The sequence below is a fragment of the Acinetobacter sp. Ver3 genome (assembly GCF_000632455.1).
In the GTDB taxonomy this organism is placed as follows: Bacteria; Pseudomonadota; Gammaproteobacteria; order Pseudomonadales; family Moraxellaceae; genus Acinetobacter.
Genome location: NZ_JFYL01000027.1, coordinates 17571 through 37324, shown reverse-complemented (window position 1 = coordinate 37324; position 19754 = coordinate 17571). Strand labels below are relative to the sequence as shown.

22 protein-coding genes are annotated in these 19754 nt (G+C 40.2%); 6 read left to right on the top strand and 16 right to left on the bottom strand.

The genetic code is table 11. From position 1 onward, the window contains the following. Positions 1-100: 100 nt before the first annotated feature. Positions 101-250 (bottom strand): hypothetical protein, encoded by a 150-nt coding sequence (locus CL42_RS16670; protein ID WP_306669586.1) that lies wholly within the window; start codon positions 248-250, stop codon positions 101-103. 172 nt (positions 251-422) lie between these two features. Here CL42_RS16670 and CL42_RS08890 point away from each other — a divergent pair, with 172 nt between their 5' ends. Both CL42_RS08890 and CL42_RS08885 read left to right on the top strand, forming a co-directional pair. Beyond that, positions 423-1394, top strand: a complete 972-nt coding sequence (locus tag CL42_RS08890; RefSeq protein ID WP_035267300.1) for an MBL fold metallo-hydrolase — start codon at positions 423-425, stop codon at positions 1392-1394. A 76-nt stretch (positions 1395-1470) separates the two neighbouring features. Then, positions 1471-1827: a hypothetical protein gene (locus CL42_RS08885; RefSeq protein ID WP_035267298.1), complete on the top strand. Its 357-nt coding sequence runs from the start codon at positions 1471-1473 to the stop codon at positions 1825-1827. A gap of 61 nt (positions 1828-1888) precedes the next feature. On the opposite strand, the gene CL42_RS08880 is transcribed toward CL42_RS08885, so the two are convergent. From CL42_RS08880 to CL42_RS08870, 3 genes are all read right to left on the bottom strand, one after another. Further along, on the bottom strand, positions 1889-3007 hold the full coding sequence (locus CL42_RS08880) for a DUF6670 family protein (RefSeq protein ID WP_035267297.1): 1119 nt from the start codon (positions 3005-3007) through the stop codon (positions 1889-1891). A 133-nt stretch (positions 3008-3140) separates the two neighbouring features. Continuing rightward, on the bottom strand, positions 3141-3764 hold the full coding sequence (locus CL42_RS08875; protein WP_035267296.1) for a LysE family translocator: 624 nt from the start codon (positions 3762-3764) through the stop codon (positions 3141-3143). Between the two features lie 187 nt (positions 3765-3951). Further along, positions 3952-4146, bottom strand: coding sequence for an NF038215 family lipoprotein (locus CL42_RS08870; protein WP_035267295.1), 195 nt, complete (start codon positions 4144-4146; stop codon positions 3952-3954). A 144-nt stretch (positions 4147-4290) separates the two neighbouring features. Here CL42_RS08870 and CL42_RS08865 point away from each other — a divergent pair, with 144 nt between their 5' ends. Both CL42_RS08865 and CL42_RS08860 read left to right on the top strand, forming a co-directional pair. Beyond that, positions 4291-5151, top strand: coding sequence for a 1-aminocyclopropane-1-carboxylate deaminase/D-cysteine desulfhydrase (locus CL42_RS08865; RefSeq protein ID WP_035267294.1), 861 nt, complete (start codon positions 4291-4293; stop codon positions 5149-5151). A gap of 102 nt (positions 5152-5253) precedes the next feature. After that, positions 5254-6453, top strand: coding sequence for an NAD(P)/FAD-dependent oxidoreductase (locus tag CL42_RS08860; protein WP_035267293.1), 1200 nt, complete (start codon positions 5254-5256; stop codon positions 6451-6453). Positions 6454-6573: 120 nt separating this feature from the next. Here the strand turns inward: CL42_RS08860 and CL42_RS08855 are convergent, their stop codons facing one another. From CL42_RS08855 to CL42_RS08845, 3 genes are all read right to left on the bottom strand, one after another. Beyond that, a complete protein-coding gene (locus tag CL42_RS08855; protein ID WP_035267292.1) occupies positions 6574-6783 on the bottom strand; it encodes a hypothetical protein in 210 nt (69 codons plus the stop codon). 66 nt (positions 6784-6849) lie between these two features. Continuing rightward, on the bottom strand, positions 6850-8529 hold the full coding sequence (locus tag CL42_RS08850; RefSeq protein ID WP_035267290.1) for a mechanosensitive ion channel: 1680 nt from the start codon (positions 8527-8529) through the stop codon (positions 6850-6852). A gap of 201 nt (positions 8530-8730) precedes the next feature. Beyond that, positions 8731-8982: a hypothetical protein gene (locus CL42_RS08845; protein ID WP_035267289.1), complete on the bottom strand. Its 252-nt coding sequence runs from the start codon at positions 8980-8982 to the stop codon at positions 8731-8733. A gap of 158 nt (positions 8983-9140) precedes the next feature. On the opposite strand from CL42_RS08845, the gene CL42_RS08840 reads away from it, so the two are divergent. Continuing rightward, entirely contained in the window at positions 9141-9563 is a 423-nt protein-coding gene (locus CL42_RS08840) for a hypothetical protein (protein WP_035267287.1), read from the top strand. 101 nt (positions 9564-9664) lie between these two features. On the opposite strand, the gene CL42_RS08835 is transcribed toward CL42_RS08840, so the two are convergent. Then, on the bottom strand, positions 9665-10426 hold the full coding sequence (locus CL42_RS08835; RefSeq protein WP_035267285.1) for a ferredoxin--NADP reductase: 762 nt from the start codon (positions 10424-10426) through the stop codon (positions 9665-9667). 84 nt (positions 10427-10510) lie between these two features. On the opposite strand from CL42_RS08835, the gene gigC reads away from it, so the two are divergent. Further along, a complete protein-coding gene (gene gigC / locus CL42_RS08830) occupies positions 10511-11389 on the top strand; it encodes a LysR family transcriptional regulator GigC (RefSeq protein ID WP_035267284.1) in 879 nt (292 codons plus the stop codon). Positions 11390-11418: 29 nt separating this feature from the next. On the opposite strand, the gene CL42_RS08825 is transcribed toward gigC, so the two are convergent. From CL42_RS08825 to nuoI, 8 genes are all read right to left on the bottom strand, one after another. Further along, complete coding sequence (locus CL42_RS08825) at positions 11419-12408, bottom strand: hypothetical protein (RefSeq protein ID WP_035267282.1); 990 nt, start codon at positions 12406-12408, stop codon at positions 11419-11421. A gap of 118 nt (positions 12409-12526) precedes the next feature. Further along, a complete protein-coding gene (upp, locus tag CL42_RS08820; protein WP_035267277.1) occupies positions 12527-13162 on the bottom strand; it encodes a uracil phosphoribosyltransferase in 636 nt (211 codons plus the stop codon). A 132-nt stretch (positions 13163-13294) separates the two neighbouring features. After that, on the bottom strand, positions 13295-14851 hold the full coding sequence (nuoN, locus tag CL42_RS08815; RefSeq protein ID WP_035267275.1) for an NADH-quinone oxidoreductase subunit NuoN: 1557 nt from the start codon (positions 14849-14851) through the stop codon (positions 13295-13297). Between the two features lie 3 nt (positions 14852-14854). Beyond that, positions 14855-16474, bottom strand: a complete 1620-nt coding sequence (nuoM, locus tag CL42_RS08810; RefSeq protein WP_035267273.1) for an NADH-quinone oxidoreductase subunit M — start codon at positions 16472-16474, stop codon at positions 14855-14857. 1 nt (position 16475) lies between these two features. Continuing rightward, the gene (gene nuoL, locus CL42_RS08805) at positions 16476-18371 is read right to left on the bottom strand and encodes an NADH-quinone oxidoreductase subunit L (protein ID WP_035267271.1); all 1896 of its coding nucleotides are present in this window, start codon (positions 18369-18371) and stop codon (positions 16476-16478) included. Then, entirely contained in the window at positions 18368-18676 is a 309-nt protein-coding gene (gene nuoK, locus CL42_RS08800; protein ID WP_004695395.1) for an NADH-quinone oxidoreductase subunit NuoK, read from the bottom strand. Before nuoK ends, nuoL begins: the two co-directional genes overlap by 4 nt. Beyond that, positions 18676-19194, bottom strand: a complete 519-nt coding sequence (gene nuoJ / locus CL42_RS08795; RefSeq protein ID WP_171076777.1) for an NADH-quinone oxidoreductase subunit J — start codon at positions 19192-19194, stop codon at positions 18676-18678. Before nuoJ ends, nuoK begins: the two co-directional genes overlap by 1 nt. Continuing rightward, a complete protein-coding gene (nuoI, locus tag CL42_RS08790) occupies positions 19194-19736 on the bottom strand; it encodes an NADH-quinone oxidoreductase subunit NuoI (RefSeq protein ID WP_035267267.1) in 543 nt (180 codons plus the stop codon). Before nuoI ends, nuoJ begins: the two co-directional genes overlap by 1 nt. Between the last annotated feature and the right edge of the window lie 18 nt (positions 19737-19754).

Here is a 19754-nt window from a genome sequence, read left to right as displayed (position 1 = left end):
TTAATTTAGCTCAAATTAAATAGATCAATTAGGTATAGCTATGTTGTAAAATAAAAGCCTCTAATTAATAGAGGCTTTTTTATTGCAACTCAAAAATGAATTATTCGACTGCAATCATCACTTTCATCGCATTTTCATCTGCTGCATGCTTAAACACATCGTACGCTTTTTTAAACTCAGCAAACTTAAACTGGTGCTTCCTCAACTTTTCTAACGGCAATTTGCTCGAACAACAAGTTTTCAGCGACATGCCTATATCCCTCACCCCGACCCTCTCCCATAGGGAGAGGGAGAACGCATTACTATAATAATTTCGTGCATTTCCCTCTCCTTTTAGGAGAGGGTTAGGGAGGGGTCATTTTTATAAAACAACTATAAATATGATAAAAAAGAAGTAATCCTTTAAAATCTAAAAGAAGCCTATGAAAACTCTAAAACCCCTATTCCTCACATTCGCTTTAAGCACCACAGCCTTCAGCACCCAAGCTGCTGAACCAAACCATATCCCAACGCAAAAACAAGTCGCTGGCTACTACCATCACCAAATCGGAAACACCCAAATCACCGCCCTACTCGATGGTACAAACCATCTCAATCCATCTATGTTTAAAGGCTTAAGCGACTTTGATAAAACTGAAATCCTAAAGAAATACGCTGCGGTGAACGACAAAGGCATACAAACCTCAGTCAACGCCTTTCTCATCAATACAGGCAACCAACTGCTGATGGTCGACAGCGGAGCTGCTAGCTGCTTTGGCGCACATTTAGGTTCAATCTATAACAACCTCAAAGCATCTGGTTATCAGCCTACGCAAGTGAATGGTATCTTCCTCACTCACTTGCACCCTGACCATGTGTGTGGTATTTCAAACAACGGCGTAGCGAATTATCCAAATGCAACGCTGCATATTTCAAAAACGGAATATGACTATTGGCTGAGTCCAAATACCGTAAAAAAACTGCCAAAAGACAAACAAGCAGGTTTTTTAGGAACAGTCGAAAAAATCAAAGCAGCGCTTGCACCATATGAAAAAGCGAAACAAGTAATAGTCTTATCTGATAAATCTTTACGCTTTGGTGATATCGAATTTAAACCATCCTTTGGTCATACACCAGGGCATTACAGCTTTAAACTGAAAGCTGATGGACAAGAAGTGGTGTTTATTGGCGATATCGTACATTCACATACCTTGCAGTTCGACAAACCTGAAACTGCCATTGAGTTTGATATTGACCCACAAACTGCAATTCAAACTCGTTTAAAGCACTTTGCTGAATATGCCAAAGATGGGCAGTTGATTGCAGCACCACACTTACCGTTCCCAGGACTTGGGCACATTTATTCCAAAGATGGACAAAGCTACCAATGGATACCGGTTCACTTTAAAGATTAAACTAAAGTCATGCAATGGTTGAAATTTCAAGTATTTTTATTTAAAGTTCCCTCGCTTAAAAAACGGGGGTAAACTAATGAAAAAATTATTAATTTCAATTATCGCAGCAACTTCAGTATTGGCGACAGGCTGTTCAGTTCGTATGGCTGATATGACAGTTGCTTCAACTAAAAACTACAATCTTAACTCAAATCAGTTCGTGAAAGGTGAACGTGTAACAGGTGAAGATAAGGTCCCAGTTGTCTTGTTCCCTTTAGGGGTTCCAAACTTTAAAACTGCTGTAGATCGTGCTATTGAAAAAAACCGTTGCGCTGTGGCTCTTTCTGATGTGGTGATCACTCAATTGAATCAAGCATTCATTGTTGGTCAAATTGGTTATCGTGTAGAAGGTACACAAGTAATTGACCGTTCACAGCCTGAATGTAAGAAATAAGATTTTTAAAAGCCTCTAATACGTTTAGAGGCTTTTTTTTTAGGCGTATTTAATTCAAAAATTAGGTGTCTAAATTTACGTTCTGTCTTCGGTCGATATATTCAACATAACCTCGCCCCTTACGTTCAGTTCCATTCAGCAAACCACTCCACTGATAAGAACTCACATAACCTGCGGCTAAACCATAACAATATTCCGTATCTGCCACCGCAAGAATATCTAACACTTTCTCACCTTGATGATGTGCAATCCATCTAAAAGACTGAGGCACCTCCATCTCAAAACCATCAAGTGTTATTTTCGGATCAGGCTTTAATGCAATCACTTGAAAAGCAACCTCACCATCATATTGAATAGAAGTACCATCAATATGACGATACGACACGGCCGTATAAGTAGGTTCACCTGCAAAACCGATATAGGCCAAGACCAATTGTGACTCATCATCTATGTTGATGACTTGATAACTAAAACTGTCTAACGGCACCAATCCTGTGGTCGGTTTAATGGGACTCGGCAACATTGAGCTTGAGACTGCTTTCCAATGTTCCAGTGTACATAGTCCTTGAACTTCAACACGTTTTCCATGTTGGGTGAGATGACCGTCATATTGCATCAATACACTAAAGTGCTGATATAACATGCTATGTGCAAACCACGTAATGGCAGGCGTTGGGGTTAACCAAAGATCAACTTGCAGATCATCACGTTCAGATACTAGATGATAACTCCTTTCAATTTCAGCAAGGAAAGATTCTCGACCAAACTCAACCTTAAATGGCTTTTGATGGAATACAATTTCGTCTTGAATATTATAAATGCGGAAGGCTTCTTCATCTGTCGATAAGGCTGTTCCATGGACCAAAGTAGCGGTATTTTCAGGACTAAGACCAGAAATCGACTTGGGTAAATGCGTTATCTTCGCACCAACATCACCAATGACAGAAGCATAGGACAGATACCGAAAAGGCTCAGGCAAATCTGGAATCATAATTCCATAATGCGTACTCGCGAATTGACGATGAAAAACATGCGCATCTAAATTATATTCACGCGGTAAAAATGCTTGTTCTTCTGGCTCTACTGCACCCAAAAGGTTTTTGGCCATTTGACCCAATTGATAGTAGAACTTTTGTTGTAGACTTTTATTTTTTGAATGACTACTGAGGAGAGAATACATAACAAACTCACAAACAATGAGAGATATTTACACCCTAAACAACCTCTCCTCAGTTCTTTATAGCTGATCAGGACTGGCAAATGTGAATTCAGGTCAGATCATAAAAATTGTTAGACAAGATTAAAAATGTGATCTACTTCACACCAAAAATCAATTTCAATCCGAGCACAGACATCACAATGCCCGCACCACGATCAAATACTTTCTTAAATTTTAAATATACCGCACGCGGCTTTTCCGCTGATAATGCAACCGCCACCAACGAGCACCAACCAGCATCGATAAAAAAGCACAGCATTGGTAACACAAAGTAAAAATACAACGGAATCTCTTTGGGTAATAAAGCTGTGAAAATACTGGCAAGTACAATGGCAATTTTAGGATTCGACAATTGAGTAATTAAGCCTGTGGTAAATGCACGTCGTAAACTCATCGGATGCGATGCAGAATGATCAGCTTCGATTGGATCTTTGGCATGTTTGATAATTTTATAAGCCAAAAACAATAAATATAATCCACCGCAGATTTTCAAAGCCAAATATGCTGAAGGCACTGCAAGTAAGAATGCCTGTAAACCTAATACTGCCAATAAACCAAAAATCGCAGCACCGAAACCAGTTCCTAGTGCAGTAAATAAACCATGTTTACGCGAAATAGCGATTGAATTTTTAGCGACATAGATTGAAGTCGGCCCCGGACTCATTGCGCCCAGTAAAAGTGCTGCTGCAATCGAACCTAAAATCCAAATTGATTCCACATTAATTCCATAGTAGATGATTGATTTATCGCGTTATTCTACTTGGAAGCCTTATGAATATTTCCCTAATTATTTGAGTGATTTTTTTAAATATTAAAATTATTCACTATTTATTTTATTATTTTTAGCGAATTAGTTTACTGTATAAATTAAATACAATTGATTTTATAAAAATAGCCAAGTCATGCTAATCATCATCTGACAGTGCTTCATTATATGCAGTTTCGTGCGGAGACAGACGATAGTCCCTTTCCTGTACAGGTACGCCAGCAATAATCATACTTCGTGCTTCAGTTTTTGGTTTGTTTAGAAAATCCTGCTCACAGCCTAAGGCCGTTAAAACAAACAAACCCAATAATAAAATGGATAGAGATTGCTTCATGCCACCCTCCCAAAATTCCGTTTTCTTTCAGATTAGCACTTTTGATTATTTTTTAAACATATTTTTTCACTGTTTTTCAATTTCTCCGAGTAAGAGCTAAGATTCGAAATCCGCTATACTCTTAAAAAACCAAATTCTCGCACTATGTTTGATACGATAGCCCAACAGGTTCAAGATCAGGAAATTTCTTTAAATGGTTTAAACATCACCGTTCGCCGTTTAGACCAAATTCATCCACATATCTCGGGAAATAAGTTTTATAAACTGAAATACAATTTTATTGAGGCAAAACGTCAAGGCTTTCAAAAAGTAATGACCTTTGGTGGGGCTTATTCAAATCATATTGCCGCCACAGGGTTTGCTGCGCATCAATTTGGCTTTCAGTCTATTGGGATCATTCGTGGTGAAGAACTTAAAAACTCAGCACGCAATCACACCCTCGCCACCGCAGAACGTTTTGGTATGGCGCTGCACTTTATCTCACGAGAAGCATATCGACACAAAAATGATCCTGAGTTTTTAGCTCACTTAGCGCAACGCTTTCCTGAAAGTTATTTAATTCCAGAAGGTGGCACCAACTCGCTTGCCATTCAGGGCACTCAAGAAATTTTAAAAGATGCTGATCAGACCTTTGACTTCATTTGTTGTGCTGTCGGAACAGGCGGTACGATTTCAGGATTGATTGAACGCAGTTTAAGCCATCAAAGAATTATTGGATTTTCTGCGTTAAAAGGCAATTTTCTGAATGATGAAGTAAAACTACTGACGGGTAAAAACAACTGGCATATCACTGATGATTATTGCTTCGGAGGCTATGCCAAAACCCGACCTGAACTGATTCAATTTATTGAAAAGTTTGAATATGAATACCGTATTCCACTTGAACAAGTCTATACCGGAAAAATGATGTTTGGCATTCATGATCTTATACAACAAAACTATTTCCCCAAAAACGCTAAAGTTTTAGTCATTCATTCGGGCGGGCTTCAAGGTCGAACGATTTAGTTGATCTTGCTTCTGCTTCTGTTCGCTTGAATTAATCCGATAATGCTCAGTTCATCTTAATTTACCGTTATAATTGCGCTGTTTCGTTTTTTGATTATTTTCATGTCTTCCAAGCAATACGATGTTTTAGTAATAGGTGCGGGTGCATCTGGTTTAATGACCGCATATATGGCTGCTCAACGTGGGCGTCGTGTCGTGGTGGTTGAAAAAGCCAATAAAGTAGGGAAAAAAATTCTCATGTCAGGTGGCGGTAAATGTAACTTTACCAATCTGTATGTTGAGCCTGACAACTATATTTCACATAACCCGCATTTTGTTATCTCAGCACTCACTCGTTATACCAATTGGGATTTCATTGCCTTGGTCTGCGAATATGGCATTGAATACGAAGAACGTAAACACGGTCAGCTCTTTACCCTCAACGGCGCGAAAGAAATCTTAGCCATGTTACTTGCTGAATGTGACAAAACTGGTCTAGTCGACATCAAAACCAGTTGCGAGGTGAAAGCCGTCAACGCCCTTGAGGAGCACGGTTTTCAAGTAGCAACCAATTTAGGTTATTTTGAAGTTGAATCTGTCGTGGTCGCATCTGGTGGTCTCTCAATTCCGACGCTTGGAGGCTCAGGCATTGGCTATGAGATTGCTAAACAATTTGGACACTATGTTTATCCGACTCGTGCAGGTCTAGTCCCCTTTACTTTTTCTGATGGTTTCAAAGAAGTGACGACACGACTCAGTGGCAATGCTGTTGAAGCGACATTAAGCAATCATCTCAATAGCTTTACTGAAGCACTCTTGTTTACGCACCGTGGTTTAAGTGGTCCAAGTTCTTTACAGCTCTCAAACTATTGGGATGTGGGTCAAAGTTTTAAAGTCGACTTTTTACCGAGTCTTGATCTCTTGGATTTTTTTAAAACTAGAAAACAAAATCAACCTAAAGTGTTACTCCGCACCTTACTCGCTGAACACTTACCCAAGAGTGTCGTAGTTGAATTGCAACAGTTGATTTGGATGGATCAAGCTGAAATATCAATCGGTAATATCAGTGATGAGAAGTTAGAGACGATTGCCCAGCGCCTTCATGCATTTGAAGTTAAACCTTCTGGGACTGAAGGATACCGTACGGCTGAGGTGACTTTAGGTGGAGTTGATACCACTGAAGTTTCCTCAAAAACAATGGAAAGTAAAAAGCAAAAAGGACTTTTCTTCGTCGGTGAAATACTCGATGTAACTGGCCATTTAGGTGGATTTAACTTTCAATGGGCTTGGTCATCTGCACATGCCGCATCTGAGTATGTCTAATTAACAACGAGTATTGTTCATTTTTTCATTAAAGGGGGCATCCTTTGCCCTCTTTGAATATCGTCCCTATTGATCAATCGAATGCTTCATTATTGATTTATCTTTTCTAAAGGAAGTAATTTATGAGGGTCTTTGGGCGTTGGTATCAGTTGAATCAATCATTTGTGTGGTTGGATCTGTTACTGCATCATCAATAGATGGTGTATTGAGTCTGTTGTTTTCAGTAGCTTTTGAATTTGCAAAAACAAAGCGGTAAGCGCTTGCTAAAAAACCCACGGTGATACCCGCAATCACTATTGGGGCGAATAATTTATTAAATTTCTTACTCATAATTTTTACTCTTTTTCATGAGGATCAGCCAAACCATGCTGACTGATCCCGACACAAAATTACATGTTATTTAGGGTCATTTTTAGGCGGCGTATTTTGATCTGACTCCCCTGTAGACCCATAAGGATTATTCAATGGTTGAGTTGGTGCCTCTACATCAATTTGCGTGGGTGGAATGTCTTCGTCTTGATATTCTTCCGCAACAGTTGAAGCATCCATTTGCTCAGTAAGTGGTGGCGTGACTTGTTCAGGCTGATTTGGTCTTGGCTTATTCGCGTCAGATTTCGCTTTATCGATTAAGTCAGTCAACAATCGCTCTGCAGGTTGGCGACCACCTAGACCAAATGCAAGTGCAAAAGCGACAGCAACCGCTCCAAGTGTTAATCCAAAGGCTAAATTTACGATCGAGTCAGCGATTCCCATTGCACGCAAGCCCATTGCCACGACTAAACCAATGATCAGTACTCGGACAAGATTCGCTAACCAATGTGCGCTATTGGTCTCACCACGCTTCACCACATCGGCAACAAGATTTGCTAACCAGAAACCAATGACGAGGATAACTGCTCCTAAAAGTACATTCGCTCCGAAATAAATGAACATCGCAATCAAATCACTAATTTGATCAAAGCCCAAACGATTCGCAGCTTCAGACACCGCAAAGAGCATGGTGAAGAATACAATCAAATGACCGACAACTTTTGATATTTTGGTTTGACCCAAAAATCGTTGCATATCGAGCTTTTGAGGAATGTTATCAACACCTGTCCCAGCGATCACTTCAACCACAAGATTAGATACGAAACGTGAGACCACATAAGCAATGATCAGGATTAAACCTGCTGCGATGATATGTGGAATTGCATTCATGATTTCATACAACATAGCCGTTGCTGGTTGTGAAATCGCGTCTACACCCAAAGCCTCAAACGCAATAATCAGTGAAGTAATGATTACTAAGGCAAATACAAATGATCCTAATAGCTTAGGCAGATTAGAATTTTTAAAAACTCCGACTTTTTCAGCTTGCTGTTGGACATTCAAACTTGAAAGTAGCCCTTCGACAATACCGCGTACAATTTTTGCCAAAATGTAACCAACAAATAAAATCACACCTGCCATAAAGATATTCGGCAAGTATGCAACGGCTTCAGTCACCATATTCTGAACTGGATATAACAAACCATTTAAGCCCAAAATAGACAGCACGATCGGTAAGAACAGCAATAAAATGAGCCAGTAAACAATTTCACTGATATTTTGGCTAAATGAGCTCACACCGACATCTTGACTGAGTTTTTCATCCAGTTGCGTACGACTGAGTAGTCGAGTTAATCCAACTTTGACTAAATTTGCTACGATCCATCCAATAAAACCAACTGCTACAGCAGCCAATAATTGTGGGATAAATAGTAAGAATTGTTGAACCATATTACTAAAAGGACCACTCACACTGGTCAGATTTAAAACGTTGAGTGAACCAATAACAGCAATAATGAGGATCAGCCAGAAAACGACTCTGGAGATGATATTTTCTATATTTGAGCGATGTCCTGTCGCACTACTCAATTTTTGATTGGTATTTAATTTTGCAAGTACCTTCTTAACCCCTGCGGCAACGATTAAAGCGATGATCCATCCTATGAGTAAAATGGCCACTGCAGCAATAATTGGTTGGAATTGCTCCCAATAATACATTGCATCAAAGCCCCCAGTTCGAGTGAAGCCGTTATATTCATCATTCATTGGTTACGCCTCTTCTTATGTTAAGTGTTCTGAATTACGATTGATTTAATTCTTTTCCCTAGATCATTTTTCGATCGCGTCATCACACCATAAATTTCGAATATTTTTTAATCAACTCAAAGCATCATAAATACAACACATTGTTGCAAATCAAGAAAAAACCCAGCCGAAGCTGGGTTTAAACGTGAAAAGTGTAGTGGTTTATTGATCGTTTGCGACCGCAGTAACGGTATTATCCACTGCTGAATCTGTTGCCGTTGCTGTATCTGCATTATCTTGAGTTGCAGGAATAGTCGTATCAGCAGGAATTTGACCTGGTGTTGGTTCACGATCAGCGAGCATATAGAAAATGAAGGCTGCTAAAAAAATACCAACGATAATCAGAATATACACTGGGATCTTACTTTTCTTCTTTTGATCATTATGGGTCGGATGATTGGATTGATCTACCATGATGCCCCTCTTATGTATTTTGATGATTTTTTATACTAGCAATCTATCATGTTGTTTTGTGTGAAAAAACATTATCAATTCGTACTGATCAAAGCACATGAGCTGTGATGCAAAATAGAGTATAATATGCACCCTCCTCATTTTTATTGTCGATCTGTATGACCTATCGCCGACAAAGTGTCTCTTTAGATTTAGACACAGATGTCACTCATGCCTGTTCTTTGCATCATACCCGTGATGGGCATTTGATTGGAATTATTGAGTTTACGAAACCAAGCTATGTGCTGAAGTGGGGTGACTTAGAGTATTTCCGCCGTCGCACTGAAGAATTTTCGGTGATGCCCTTTCCTGAATGTGTCAACGGCATGATCATCGACATTCGTAACATCGCTTGCTTCTTAGATAATGAAGTGCCCATTATTCCTTGGCGTTTACTCGAGGAAGAATGCCCAATTCGTTTAGTGGTTCCACACGATCGTTTGGAGCATTATGCAGGTTTATTTGAACCGACTTGGCTCACGAGTGATGTAGATACTGCGATTCAAGAGATTCGTCAATTTATGGATATGTTTGTCCATTAAGTATGTCGCATAGTATTCTTATGTAATTTAGAAAAAAACCTCCGAGATGGAGGTTTTTTGTGCCTCAATTCCCTCTCCTCGTAGGATAGGGTGATTTGGACTTACCAATAGTTCTCTACCGCAATATTTCCTTCACCACGACGATTCATGGTCAGGCCACGTGCTTTCAGAGCCTCTTTTGTATCTTCAACCATTTGGGGATTCCCACACAGCATGATATGTGACGTTTGCGGATTAAAATCGACACCTACGGTTTTCTCTAACGCTCTATTTTCGATTAATACTGGCAATCGATCATGCAATGGTGCATTTGGATCACGTGTAATAATTGGCACAAATTTAAATCCTGTATGACCTTCACCAAAGGTATCCGCGACTTCCTGAATTCGGTCTACGTAAGCCAATTCACTTGCTGTTCTCACACTGTAAACCAAATGAATATTTTTATATTTTTGCCATACTTCAAAGTCTTGCAACATAGAAATAAATGGTGCGAGCCCCGTGCCTGTCGCCAATAACCACAGGTCATTTGGCATAGGTAACTGGTAACGTGCTAACGTCAAAAATCCATAAGGAATCTTTTCCAAATAAAGTTCATCACCAACTTTGAGATGTTGTAAATTTGATGTAAAAGCACCATCTGGTACAACAATTGAAAAGAATTCTAAGGTTTCATCAAAAGGCGATGAAACGACAGAATACGCACGTACCACTAAATCATCGCCAACTTTCAAACCAATACGCGCGAACTGCCCAGCGGTAAATTTAAAATGTGCGGGACGCGTCATGGTAAAGCTAAATAAAGTGTTGGTCCAACGATGTACAGAAAGGACTTTTTCTACGCTAAATTTTTCAATTGACATAATTTCTACGTGGCATGACAGACTGCGCTCATGGTAGCATGACAATATAATTTATTAATATTTTTTCACATTAAGGCTTCATTCATGCGCATGACATTACGCCAACTGGCTGTTTTCGTAGCTGTCGCTCAAGAGGGTACAGTAACTAAAGCAAGTGATGCTGTACGACTCACACAAAGTGCTGCAAGTATGGCGTTAGCAGATCTTGAAGATGGTCTCGGTGCACCATTATTTGATCGCTTAGGAAAACGACTTCAACTGAATGACTTGGGTCGTTTTTTACTCCCACAGGCGCTTGAAATTTTAGGTCGATGTGAATCATTTGAACAAGCGGCAAAAGGCGAGCTTCAAAGTATTGATCTCCGTATTGGGGCGACTTTGACCATTAGTGATTATTTGATGCCTGATTTAATGGCTGATTTTCTTCAATTACAACCACAAGCACATTTGCAACTTCAAGTGGGCAATACGCGTCAAATGATTGAAGCTGTTAATCAATTCCAACTTGATTTAGCCCTTATTGAAGGTTCATGTCACTTACCTCAATTACAATCGATCCACTGGCGTGATGATGAGCTTGCTGTGTGTTGCTCACCAGATCATCCCCTAGCGAAATTAGACCGCCCTCTGACCATTGAAGACTTTAAACAGGCTGAATGGATTTTACGTGAAGAAGGTTCAGGGACTCGTGAAGTCTTTGACAACGCAATCCTGCAAGACTTACCGAATGCCAATATTCGTTTAACTTTGGGTCATAATGAAGCTATTTTGAAAATTGTTGCTGGTGGTTTAGGCATGTCATGTATTTCAAAATTAGCCATTGAACCATTAAGAGAGAAACTGCAACTGGTGATTTTAGAAACGCCGTTCTGGCAACTCACACGCCCTTTATTTATGTTAGTACACCGTCAAAAATATCAGGGACCTGGTTTAAAAGCCTTTATGAAATTCTGTGATGCTTAATAAAAAAAGCTCCTCATTGGAGCTTTTTTTTATTTCTCAGCTTCTTTCTTTTGTTCTTTGATAATGTGTTCTTGTTCTACCGCATAAATTTTTGCTTTTGCGTCTTGCTCTTCTCTGTATTGCTCATATTTTTGAAATCCCCAAACACCCAGATTAATAAACACTAAAATAGGGACAATACTTGCAAATATCCATGGATTAAATTGCTTGTTTGGATCTTTTATCTTCTTGGCTTTTTTCTTTGATTTTTTATCAGCTCCGAATTCATCAACACGCGAACTCGTAATGAATTTTTGCGCATTAAATTTTAATTGAAAATGCGTTTTAACATCAGGAATTTCTTTACGTACAACTTTTGGTGGGCGCCCTTTTGCATGGGTTGGCTCGGGTAGATGATCATCTACGTTCTCTTCAGGCGCACTCTCATTCAAAGGTTGAACTTTCGTAAGTGGTACGACAGCTGACTCATCTAAGACTGGCACACGGCGACTTGGCTTTGATTCGAGCATTTCTTTAATTTGCTCTTCCTCAAGAGGTTCACCTAAGGAAATTTTAGATACTGGATCTGAAACTTGATCTGCATGATGTTCAGCACCAGAACCATCCAACACGATTGATTCTTTACTCAGTGTATTAAAATTTAGTTCAAAATCTTGGATTTGTGTTTGTGAGTCAAGCGTACTTTCCTGATCTGCAAGACGCTTTTCGATCAGCTCATCTAGCTCTTGTTCAAACTTCTTAGACTCACCTTCTAAATCTTCGTGCGCACGATAAAAAAGTTGATTCAAGGGTTGTTCGACGCGTGCATGTTTATTGTCTAACCGCACGATAAATTTTGCATGACGCTGGTCGTCTTTATCGACCACGATACATTTCACACGCTCACCAATTTGAGGCGCGATACTGGAATTTGCCATGTCATTCAATACGAAATGTACATCAAAATCATGATCATTGATTTTGATAATTCCTGCTTTCAATGCAGGGTCGTACGAATGTAAAACACCCCTGTAAAACATGTTATTTCCCCAGCATAAAAAAGATTGATTCTTAGTAATTAGTTTTTTTAAATTTATCGTTGAATCAAAATCTTAATAAAAAAGGAGGCCTTAGCCTCCTCTATAATTTAATCAAATTTTAATCTTTTTGTACAGAACCAAAAATTTTATCGCCAGCGTCCCCAAGACCCGGAACGATATAACCATTCTCGTTTAACCCGTTATCCACAGCTGCGGTAAAAATGACAACATCAGGATGTGCTTCTTCCACACGTTTAATACCTTCTGGTGCTGCAACCAAAACCATCACTCGGATATCTTTACAACCACTCGCTTTAAGGACATCAATAGCAGCAACCAATGATGATCCAGTCGCAAGCATTGGATCAATAATCATCGCTATACGGTTTTGTACGTCAGGTACCAATTTCTTATAGTATGTACGTGCTTCTAATGTTTCCTCATCACGCTCTAAACCAAGAACAGAAACTTTTGCACTTGGAATAAGATTTAAGAAACCATCAAGCATACCAATGCCAGCACGTAAAATTGGTACAACAGTAATTTTTTTACCTGCAATACGCTGTGTTGTCACCGGGCCATTCCAGCCATTAATTTCGTGATCTACAACAGGTAAATCTTTGGTTGCTTCGTAAGTCAGTAACATTGTGACTTCTTGCGCTAACTCACGGAAGTTCTTCGTGCTGATATCTGCACGGCGTAATAAACCTAATTTATGACGAATGAGCGGATGACGAATTTCTTGGATTGGCACGGGAGAACACCTGAAGTATAAATGTAAATTCTGTCTATTATAAATGTTTTTAATATAAGAAATAAGAAAAGCCCTCAATGAATGAGGGCTTTTTTTGTTAACAACAATAGTTTTTTTAGATTAATCGATCAACTATTGAAGAACGATATGTAATGGCGCGATCAATTGTGCTTGATTTGCCATCGCAATGACTGGATCTGGATATACACCGATTACAAGCACTGCAAGCGCAGCAAGCAATACCATAATACCACCCACTTTTTGACCCCAATGTTTATCAGCATCAATACGTGGTGTGTCTGGTGGCGTCATATACATGACGATCATGACACGTAGGTAATAGTATAGACCAATACCAGAACCCACAATGATCATCGCAGCGAAGAACCAATGTGCTTCAGACACAACTGTCATGATCAGCATGAATTTACCGATGAAGCCTGCAGTTAACGGAATACCTGCAAGAGATAGCATCATCACAGTCAGTGTTGCCGTCAATACTGGACGACGCCAGAATAGACCACGGTAGTCTGCAAGTGATTCTGCTTCGTCATTGTTGTTGTATGGGCTAGACATCAACGCTACAGCACCAAACGCACCAATCGTCGTTAATACATACGTTAATACATATAAACTTACTGACGTTAAGCTTAAGAAAGATGTCGTAACAACAGCAAGGAATAAGTAACCAAAATGCGCAATTGACGAGTATGCCAAAATACGTTTTAAGTTCACTTGTTTCACTGCAAGCATGTTACCAATCAAGATTGATAACACTGCAATGACGATCAAAATCGTTTTGATCGATTCGATACCAATTACACCTGAAGACAGTAAGTAACGTACGAATAAACCAATCATTGCAACTTTAGCTACAGTAGCAAGGAATGTTGCAATTGGTGCTGGAGCACCTGCATACACATCTGGCGTCCATTTATGGAATGGCGCTAAAGACAATTTAAATGCAACAGCTGCGATGATTAAACCAAGACCTAAGATTCCAAATACAGTGGTAAGTTTCTCACCAAATTGAGGAATATAAGCTTGCAGCGCCATCATCAATTGAGGATCTTGAGACTTAGTTAACGCCCAGAACATATCATCCACTTGACCCGCAAATGATAATGAACCTAGAACTGAGTAAACATAAGCCATACCCATCAACAACATTGCAGAAGCAGTTGCTGAAAGTACAAGATATTTAATACCCGCTTCGAGTGACTTACCGCGTTGGTAGGTATAAGCAATCAGACCGTACACTGGAATCGACATTAACTCTAAGCTAATGAAGAATGATGCAAAGTGTGAACTTGTTACCATTAACATTGCCCCTGAAACAGAGATCAACATTAATAGATAAAGTTCTTCACGATTATCTTTATAGGTTTCGATATATGCATGTGACAGTGTGCAACAAGCCAATGCAGCAATCAAAATAATCACTTGATAGAACAGACCAAAAGCATCAACCATAAATAGGTTCATGACATTTGGTGAGATCTGAGAACCTGTAAACAACGTGAATAGAATATTCAACAATGCAAGGTTAAGACCGATAACAGATACTGTCGCAATCAAATTATGATTACGTTTGATTGCAGTCAAAATCATTACGATGATTGCTGTTAAAGCAACAATCATCACAGGAGCTAATGGCATTAGCTCAGAAAATGATAGTGTGAAGTTCATGACTTATTGCATCTCCACATTTTCGAGTTGAGTTGTGGCTTGTTCAACCACTTCAACTACTTCTTGTACTGGAATGTAGCTATTCGCAATCCAAGCCAAACTTGATTCTGAAATATCAAGGAAGCTTTGTGGATACAAACCAAGCCATAACAGACCGAACGCACAAATTAACAAAATACCAAGCTCACGCGCATTAAGATCTTTTAATGGGTTCGCATAGTGTTGTTTTTGCTCTTCGTTTGGCACACCAAATAACGCTTTATGAATCAGGATTAAACCATATAGACCCGCAAATACTAAGCTGATCGCAGCAATAATCGTGAATGTAGGGAATTGAGCAAATGCACCCATCAAGATGAGGAACTCACCAATGAAGTTACCTAAGCCAGGGATACCTACAAGCGCAGCAATAAAGAACATCAAGAAGAATGGTAAATACTGGAATTGACCACGAATACCACCCATCAAGCGTAAATCACGTGTGTGAAGACGCTCATACACTTGACCACACATAATGAATAATGCTGCTGACGATAAACCGTGAGCCAACATCATGACCATCAGACCTTGGAAGGTCAGGATGTTACCTGCGTAGATTGCAAGTAAAACAAAGCCCATGTGTGAAATCGACGTATACGCCAACAAACGTTTCATATCGGTTTGCTGGAAAGCACACCAAGCACCGTAGAAGATACCGATTAAACCGAAAATGATTGCTACATCAGCAAACTGCGCTGAAGCAACTGGGAAGAATGGAATGACGAAACGAAGTAAACCGTAAGCCGCTGTCTTAATTAAGATACCCGCAAGGTCTACAGAACCTGCTGTAGGTGCTTGTGCGTGCGCGTCTGGTAACCAACCATGCAATGGGAAAACAGGAAGTTTGACTGCAAAACCAATAAACAAACAAATCATAAATGCAAAGGCAATTGATGACGTTTGTGGGTTAGCATCCAATGTATTCGCAACAGCGAGTAAATGGTTATAACTGAAGCTGATTGTATCTGTCATCATGAAACCGTAGATCACAAGACCTAAGATACCAATCAACATGATCAGACCAGCCACCTGCGTGTAAATAAAGAATTTAGTCGCAGCGTAAACACGAGATTTACCAGAAGCACCTTTGTGACCCCAGAGTGCAATCAAGAAGTAGATTGGAACGAGCATCATCTCCCAGAAGAAGAAGAACAAGAACAAATCAACAGCCAAGAATACACCGATCACGCCACCTAAAGACCATAAAAGGTTTAAGTGGAAGAAACCAACGTTCTTCTGAATTTCACCCCAAGAACAGCCAACCGCCAATACACCTAGTAAAGCAGTTAAACCGACCATGAGAAGTGAAAGACCATCCACCGCTAAGTGGATGTTAATGCCAAGGGTTTGAATCCAAGGTACATAGAACTCTGCAGACCAAGTCGGTACAGTTTCACCAATTTGGTAGCTGTAGGTACCTGATTGCCATAAAGCAACGGTCATGCCCAAAGTAATGAGCATACCCAGAAGTGCGATATAACGTGGTAGGTGTTGATCTAATTTATCAACGACCCAACAAATAAAACCAGCAATGAACGGAATGAGGATCAGCGCGGGTAAATACCAGTTATTGATGTTTTCCATCTTATTTCCCCACGATCTGAGTCACGATCAGAATCATGATAATCACCACGATACCGAACGCCATGCTCGATGCGTACTCACGCAAAGAACCTGTTTGACGTGAACTAGTGAAGCTATGACCACCTTTAACAATCGCTGGCAATACAAGCCATACGCCATCAATCGGGTCACGACCAATCATTTTTGCAATAAATAAGTAAGGTTTTACAAACACGAGGTCATATAACGCATCGAAACCAAGCGCATTACGACAGATATTTGCAAGTCCAGCACCCAATGAAGTGCGAGCAAAACCTTGAACTGCTTTATAAGCAAAAGCAAATAAGACAACACCAACCGCTAAACCAGCAAGTGCGATTGCAATAGCGACATATTCTGCACCATGCGCACCAGCTTCTAGCGCTTCAGGAATAACAAATGCAGGGATTTGTGCTGCATCAAGAATACTCATGACTGGCGCTTTAAGTACGATTGCCAAACCTGTAGAAAGGGCAGCAAGAATCGCTAAAGGAGCCCAGTAAGTTGCACCTTTGATTTCGTGATATGGCGTTTTCTCTTCGCCAAAGAACACAATCCAAATTAAACGGAACGTGTAGATTGACGTTAAGAATGCACCAGCCACACCGACCCAATACAATGTATTGAATACAGGTAAGCCTGCGATATGACTTTGTGTCCACACAGCCGCCAAGATTGCATCTTTTGAGAAGAAACCAATCGTTAAGAATGGAATCGCTGCTAAGGCACCGCCACCGATCGCGAAACAAGCAAATAAGAATTTATTACGCTTGAACAAACCACCCATTTTGAAAATGTTTTGTTCGTGATGGTATGCAAGAATCACCGCACCTGATGACAAGAACAACAACGCTTTGAAGAATGCGTGTGTCAACATGTGGAATAGACCAGCTTGGTATGCTTCAGCACCTACAGCCATAAACATATAACCCAACTGACTCATGGTTGAGTAAGCAAGAATACGTTTGATGTCTGTTTGAACCAGTGCAGCAAAACCTGCAACTAATAATGTCACCGCTCCTGTGATTGAGATAAACACCATGACTTCTGGTGCCATTTCAAATACAGAGAACATACGGCAGCATAGGTAAACACCTGCTGTTACCATTGTTGCAGCATGGATTAATGCAGATACTGGTGTAGGACCCGCCATCGCGTCTGCTAACCATGTTTGTAATGGGATTTGCGCAGATTTACCTGCAGCACCCAAGAACAACATTAATGCAGTCCAAATGGTTAACGATGAGCTTTGTGTCATTACCACAGGCGCAGCAGCAACGATTTCAGCAATATTCAATGTTCCAAATTGTTGGAAAATTAAGAACAATGCGATGAGTAAAAAAACGTCACCTATACGTGTCACGGTGAATGCTTTAATTGCAGCAGCACCATTTGCTGGATTTTGGTAGTAATAACCAATCAGCAAGTATGAGCACAGACCAACACCTTCCCAACCTAAGAATAACAACGCAAGATTGTCACCCAACACAAGCAATAACATGCTTGCAACGAATAGGTTGAAATAAGAGAAGAAACGTGCAAAGTCTTCTTCACCACGCATATACCATGATGCAAAGATATGAATTAAGAAACCCACACCCGTAATCATGCCAAGCATAAGTAAAGATAAACCATCTAAGTGCAAGCTAATGCCTGGTTCAAAACCACCCACACTGAACCAAGTCCAAAGGTGAGTCACTTGAGATGTTTCACCGCTGTTGATGAAATTCATACCAGCCAATAATGCACATAGTGCAGAAAGGCCAACTGAACCCACACCAATAATGGCAGCTACAATTTCAGGAAGCTTATTACGCCCTGCCGCTAAAAGGATAAAACCAATGAGCGGAAATAATATGGTTAATGCTAATAAACTCATCCGCGCATCTCACTAGCAGCATCTACATCCAAATGATGGAAGCGATGATAGAACTGAAGGACGATCGCAAGCCCAATACACGCTTCTGCCGCAGCAAGCGTTAAGATCAAGATAAACATGATCTGACCATCTGGTTGCACCCATGCACTACCAGCGAGGACGAATGCAAGCGCTGCTGCATTCATCATGATCTCAAGGCTCATTAACATAAATAGAAGGTTGCGTCGCACCATTACACCGTAGAAACCGAGTGCAAAAAGAATGGTTGCAACAATCAAACCATGCTCTAAAGGGATATTACCCATTATTCTTTTTCCTCTTCTGCACTTGGTTCACGTTTGCCTAAGTGGAATGCAGCGACTAACGCAGCAAGCAATAACATTGCGGCAACTTCAACCAATAATAAATATTGTGTAAAGAGTGCTTGACCAACTTCTTTAGGGCCTACAACTTCTGTACCCATTAAAGGACCAGAAATGCTGTGCTCTGAAGTCATTGTCCAAACTAAAACCAGACCCATTAAAAAGCTCATCAATGCAGGGTAAGCCCAAGCATCAGATGTTAACCATTTACGTTCTTGTTCAACAGTTTGAGAACCAAGGTTCAACATCATCACAACGAAGACGAAAAGAACCATAATTGCACCAGCGTAAACAATAATCTCAAGTGCACCTGCAAATGGTGCACCCACGATCATGAACATACCAGCAACTGCAAGTAACGAAACGATTAAGCTTAAAAGTGCGTGTACTGGATTCGCATTAGTCACAACACGAACCGTAGAAACGATGGCCACAAGTGCCATCAAATAAAATGGCCACATCATGGTAATAAGCTCCGTACATCGACAGGTGCGCTTTCACGCTGAGCCTGACCTTTGTCTTTACCAGCTACAGCCATACCAGTTACACGGTAGAAGTTATAGTCTGGATATTTACCAGGACCAGAAATGAGCAAGTTTTCTTTCTCATAAACTAAGTCTTGACGAACGTATTCACTGAGTTCGAAATCAGGTGTCATCTGAATAGCAGTTGTAGGACATGCTTCTTCACACATACCGCAGAAAATACAACGAGAGAAGTTGATCCGGAAAAATTCCGGATACCAACGACCATCTTCTTTCTCAGCTTTCTGTAATGAAATACAGCCAACAGGGCAAGCTACAGCACACAAGTTACAAGCTACACAGCGCTCTTCACCATCTGGGTCACGTGTCAATACGATACGGCCACGGAATCGTGGTGGAACGATTTCTTCTGCTTTAACTTCAGGGTATAAAATAGTGTCACGTTTACGTGTTGCGTGGCTGAATACCATCCACAACGAACGTACAATTGACCCAAACCCAGCTAGAATTTTATACATAATGTTCTCCCTGCTGTC

Coding starts and splice junctions, on each gene's coding strand:
- CL42_RS16670 (WP_306669586.1), bottom strand. CDS start 250: ATGTCGCTGAAAACTTGTTGTTCGAGCAAATTGCCGTTAGAAAAGTTG.
- CL42_RS08890 (WP_035267300.1), top strand. CDS start 423: ATGAAAACTCTAAAACCCCTATTCCTCACATTCGCTTTAAGCACCACA.
- CL42_RS08885 (WP_035267298.1), top strand. CDS start 1,471: ATGAAAAAATTATTAATTTCAATTATCGCAGCAACTTCAGTATTGGCG.
- CL42_RS08880 (WP_035267297.1), bottom strand. CDS start 3,007: ATGTATTCTCTCCTCAGTAGTCATTCAAAAAATAAAAGTCTACAACAA.
- CL42_RS08870 (WP_035267295.1), bottom strand. CDS start 4,146: ATGAAGCAATCTCTATCCATTTTATTATTGGGTTTGTTTGTTTTAACG.
- CL42_RS08865 (WP_035267294.1), top strand. CDS start 4,291: ATGTTTGATACGATAGCCCAACAGGTTCAAGATCAGGAAATTTCTTTA.
- CL42_RS08860 (WP_035267293.1), top strand. CDS start 5,254: ATGTCTTCCAAGCAATACGATGTTTTAGTAATAGGTGCGGGTGCATCT.
- CL42_RS08855 (WP_035267292.1), bottom strand. CDS start 6,783: ATGAGTAAGAAATTTAATAAATTATTCGCCCCAATAGTGATTGCGGGT.
- CL42_RS08850 (WP_035267290.1), bottom strand. CDS start 8,529: ATGAATGATGAATATAACGGCTTCACTCGAACTGGGGGCTTTGATGCA.
- CL42_RS08845 (WP_035267289.1), bottom strand. CDS start 8,982: ATGGTAGATCAATCCAATCATCCGACCCATAATGATCAAAAGAAGAAA.
- CL42_RS08840 (WP_035267287.1), top strand. CDS start 9,141: ATGACCTATCGCCGACAAAGTGTCTCTTTAGATTTAGACACAGATGTC.
- CL42_RS08835 (WP_035267285.1), bottom strand. CDS start 10,426: ATGTCAATTGAAAAATTTAGCGTAGAAAAAGTCCTTTCTGTACATCGT.
- gigC (WP_035267284.1), top strand. CDS start 10,511: ATGCGCATGACATTACGCCAACTGGCTGTTTTCGTAGCTGTCGCTCAA.
- CL42_RS08825 (WP_035267282.1), bottom strand. CDS start 12,408: ATGTTTTACAGGGGTGTTTTACATTCGTACGACCCTGCATTGAAAGCA.
- nuoN (WP_035267275.1), bottom strand. CDS start 14,851: ATGAACTTCACACTATCATTTTCTGAGCTAATGCCATTAGCTCCTGTG.
- nuoM (WP_035267273.1), bottom strand. CDS start 16,474: ATGGAAAACATCAATAACTGGTATTTACCCGCGCTGATCCTCATTCCG.
- nuoL (WP_035267271.1), bottom strand. CDS start 18,371: ATGAGTTTATTAGCATTAACCATATTATTTCCGCTCATTGGTTTTATC.
- nuoK (WP_004695395.1), bottom strand. CDS start 18,676: ATGGGTAATATCCCTTTAGAGCATGGTTTGATTGTTGCAACCATTCTT.
- nuoJ (WP_171076777.1), bottom strand. CDS start 19,194: ATGTGGCCATTTTATTTGATGGCACTTGTGGCCATCGTTTCTACGGTT.
- nuoI (WP_035267267.1), bottom strand. CDS start 19,736: ATGTATAAAATTCTAGCTGGGTTTGGGTCAATTGTACGTTCGTTGTGG.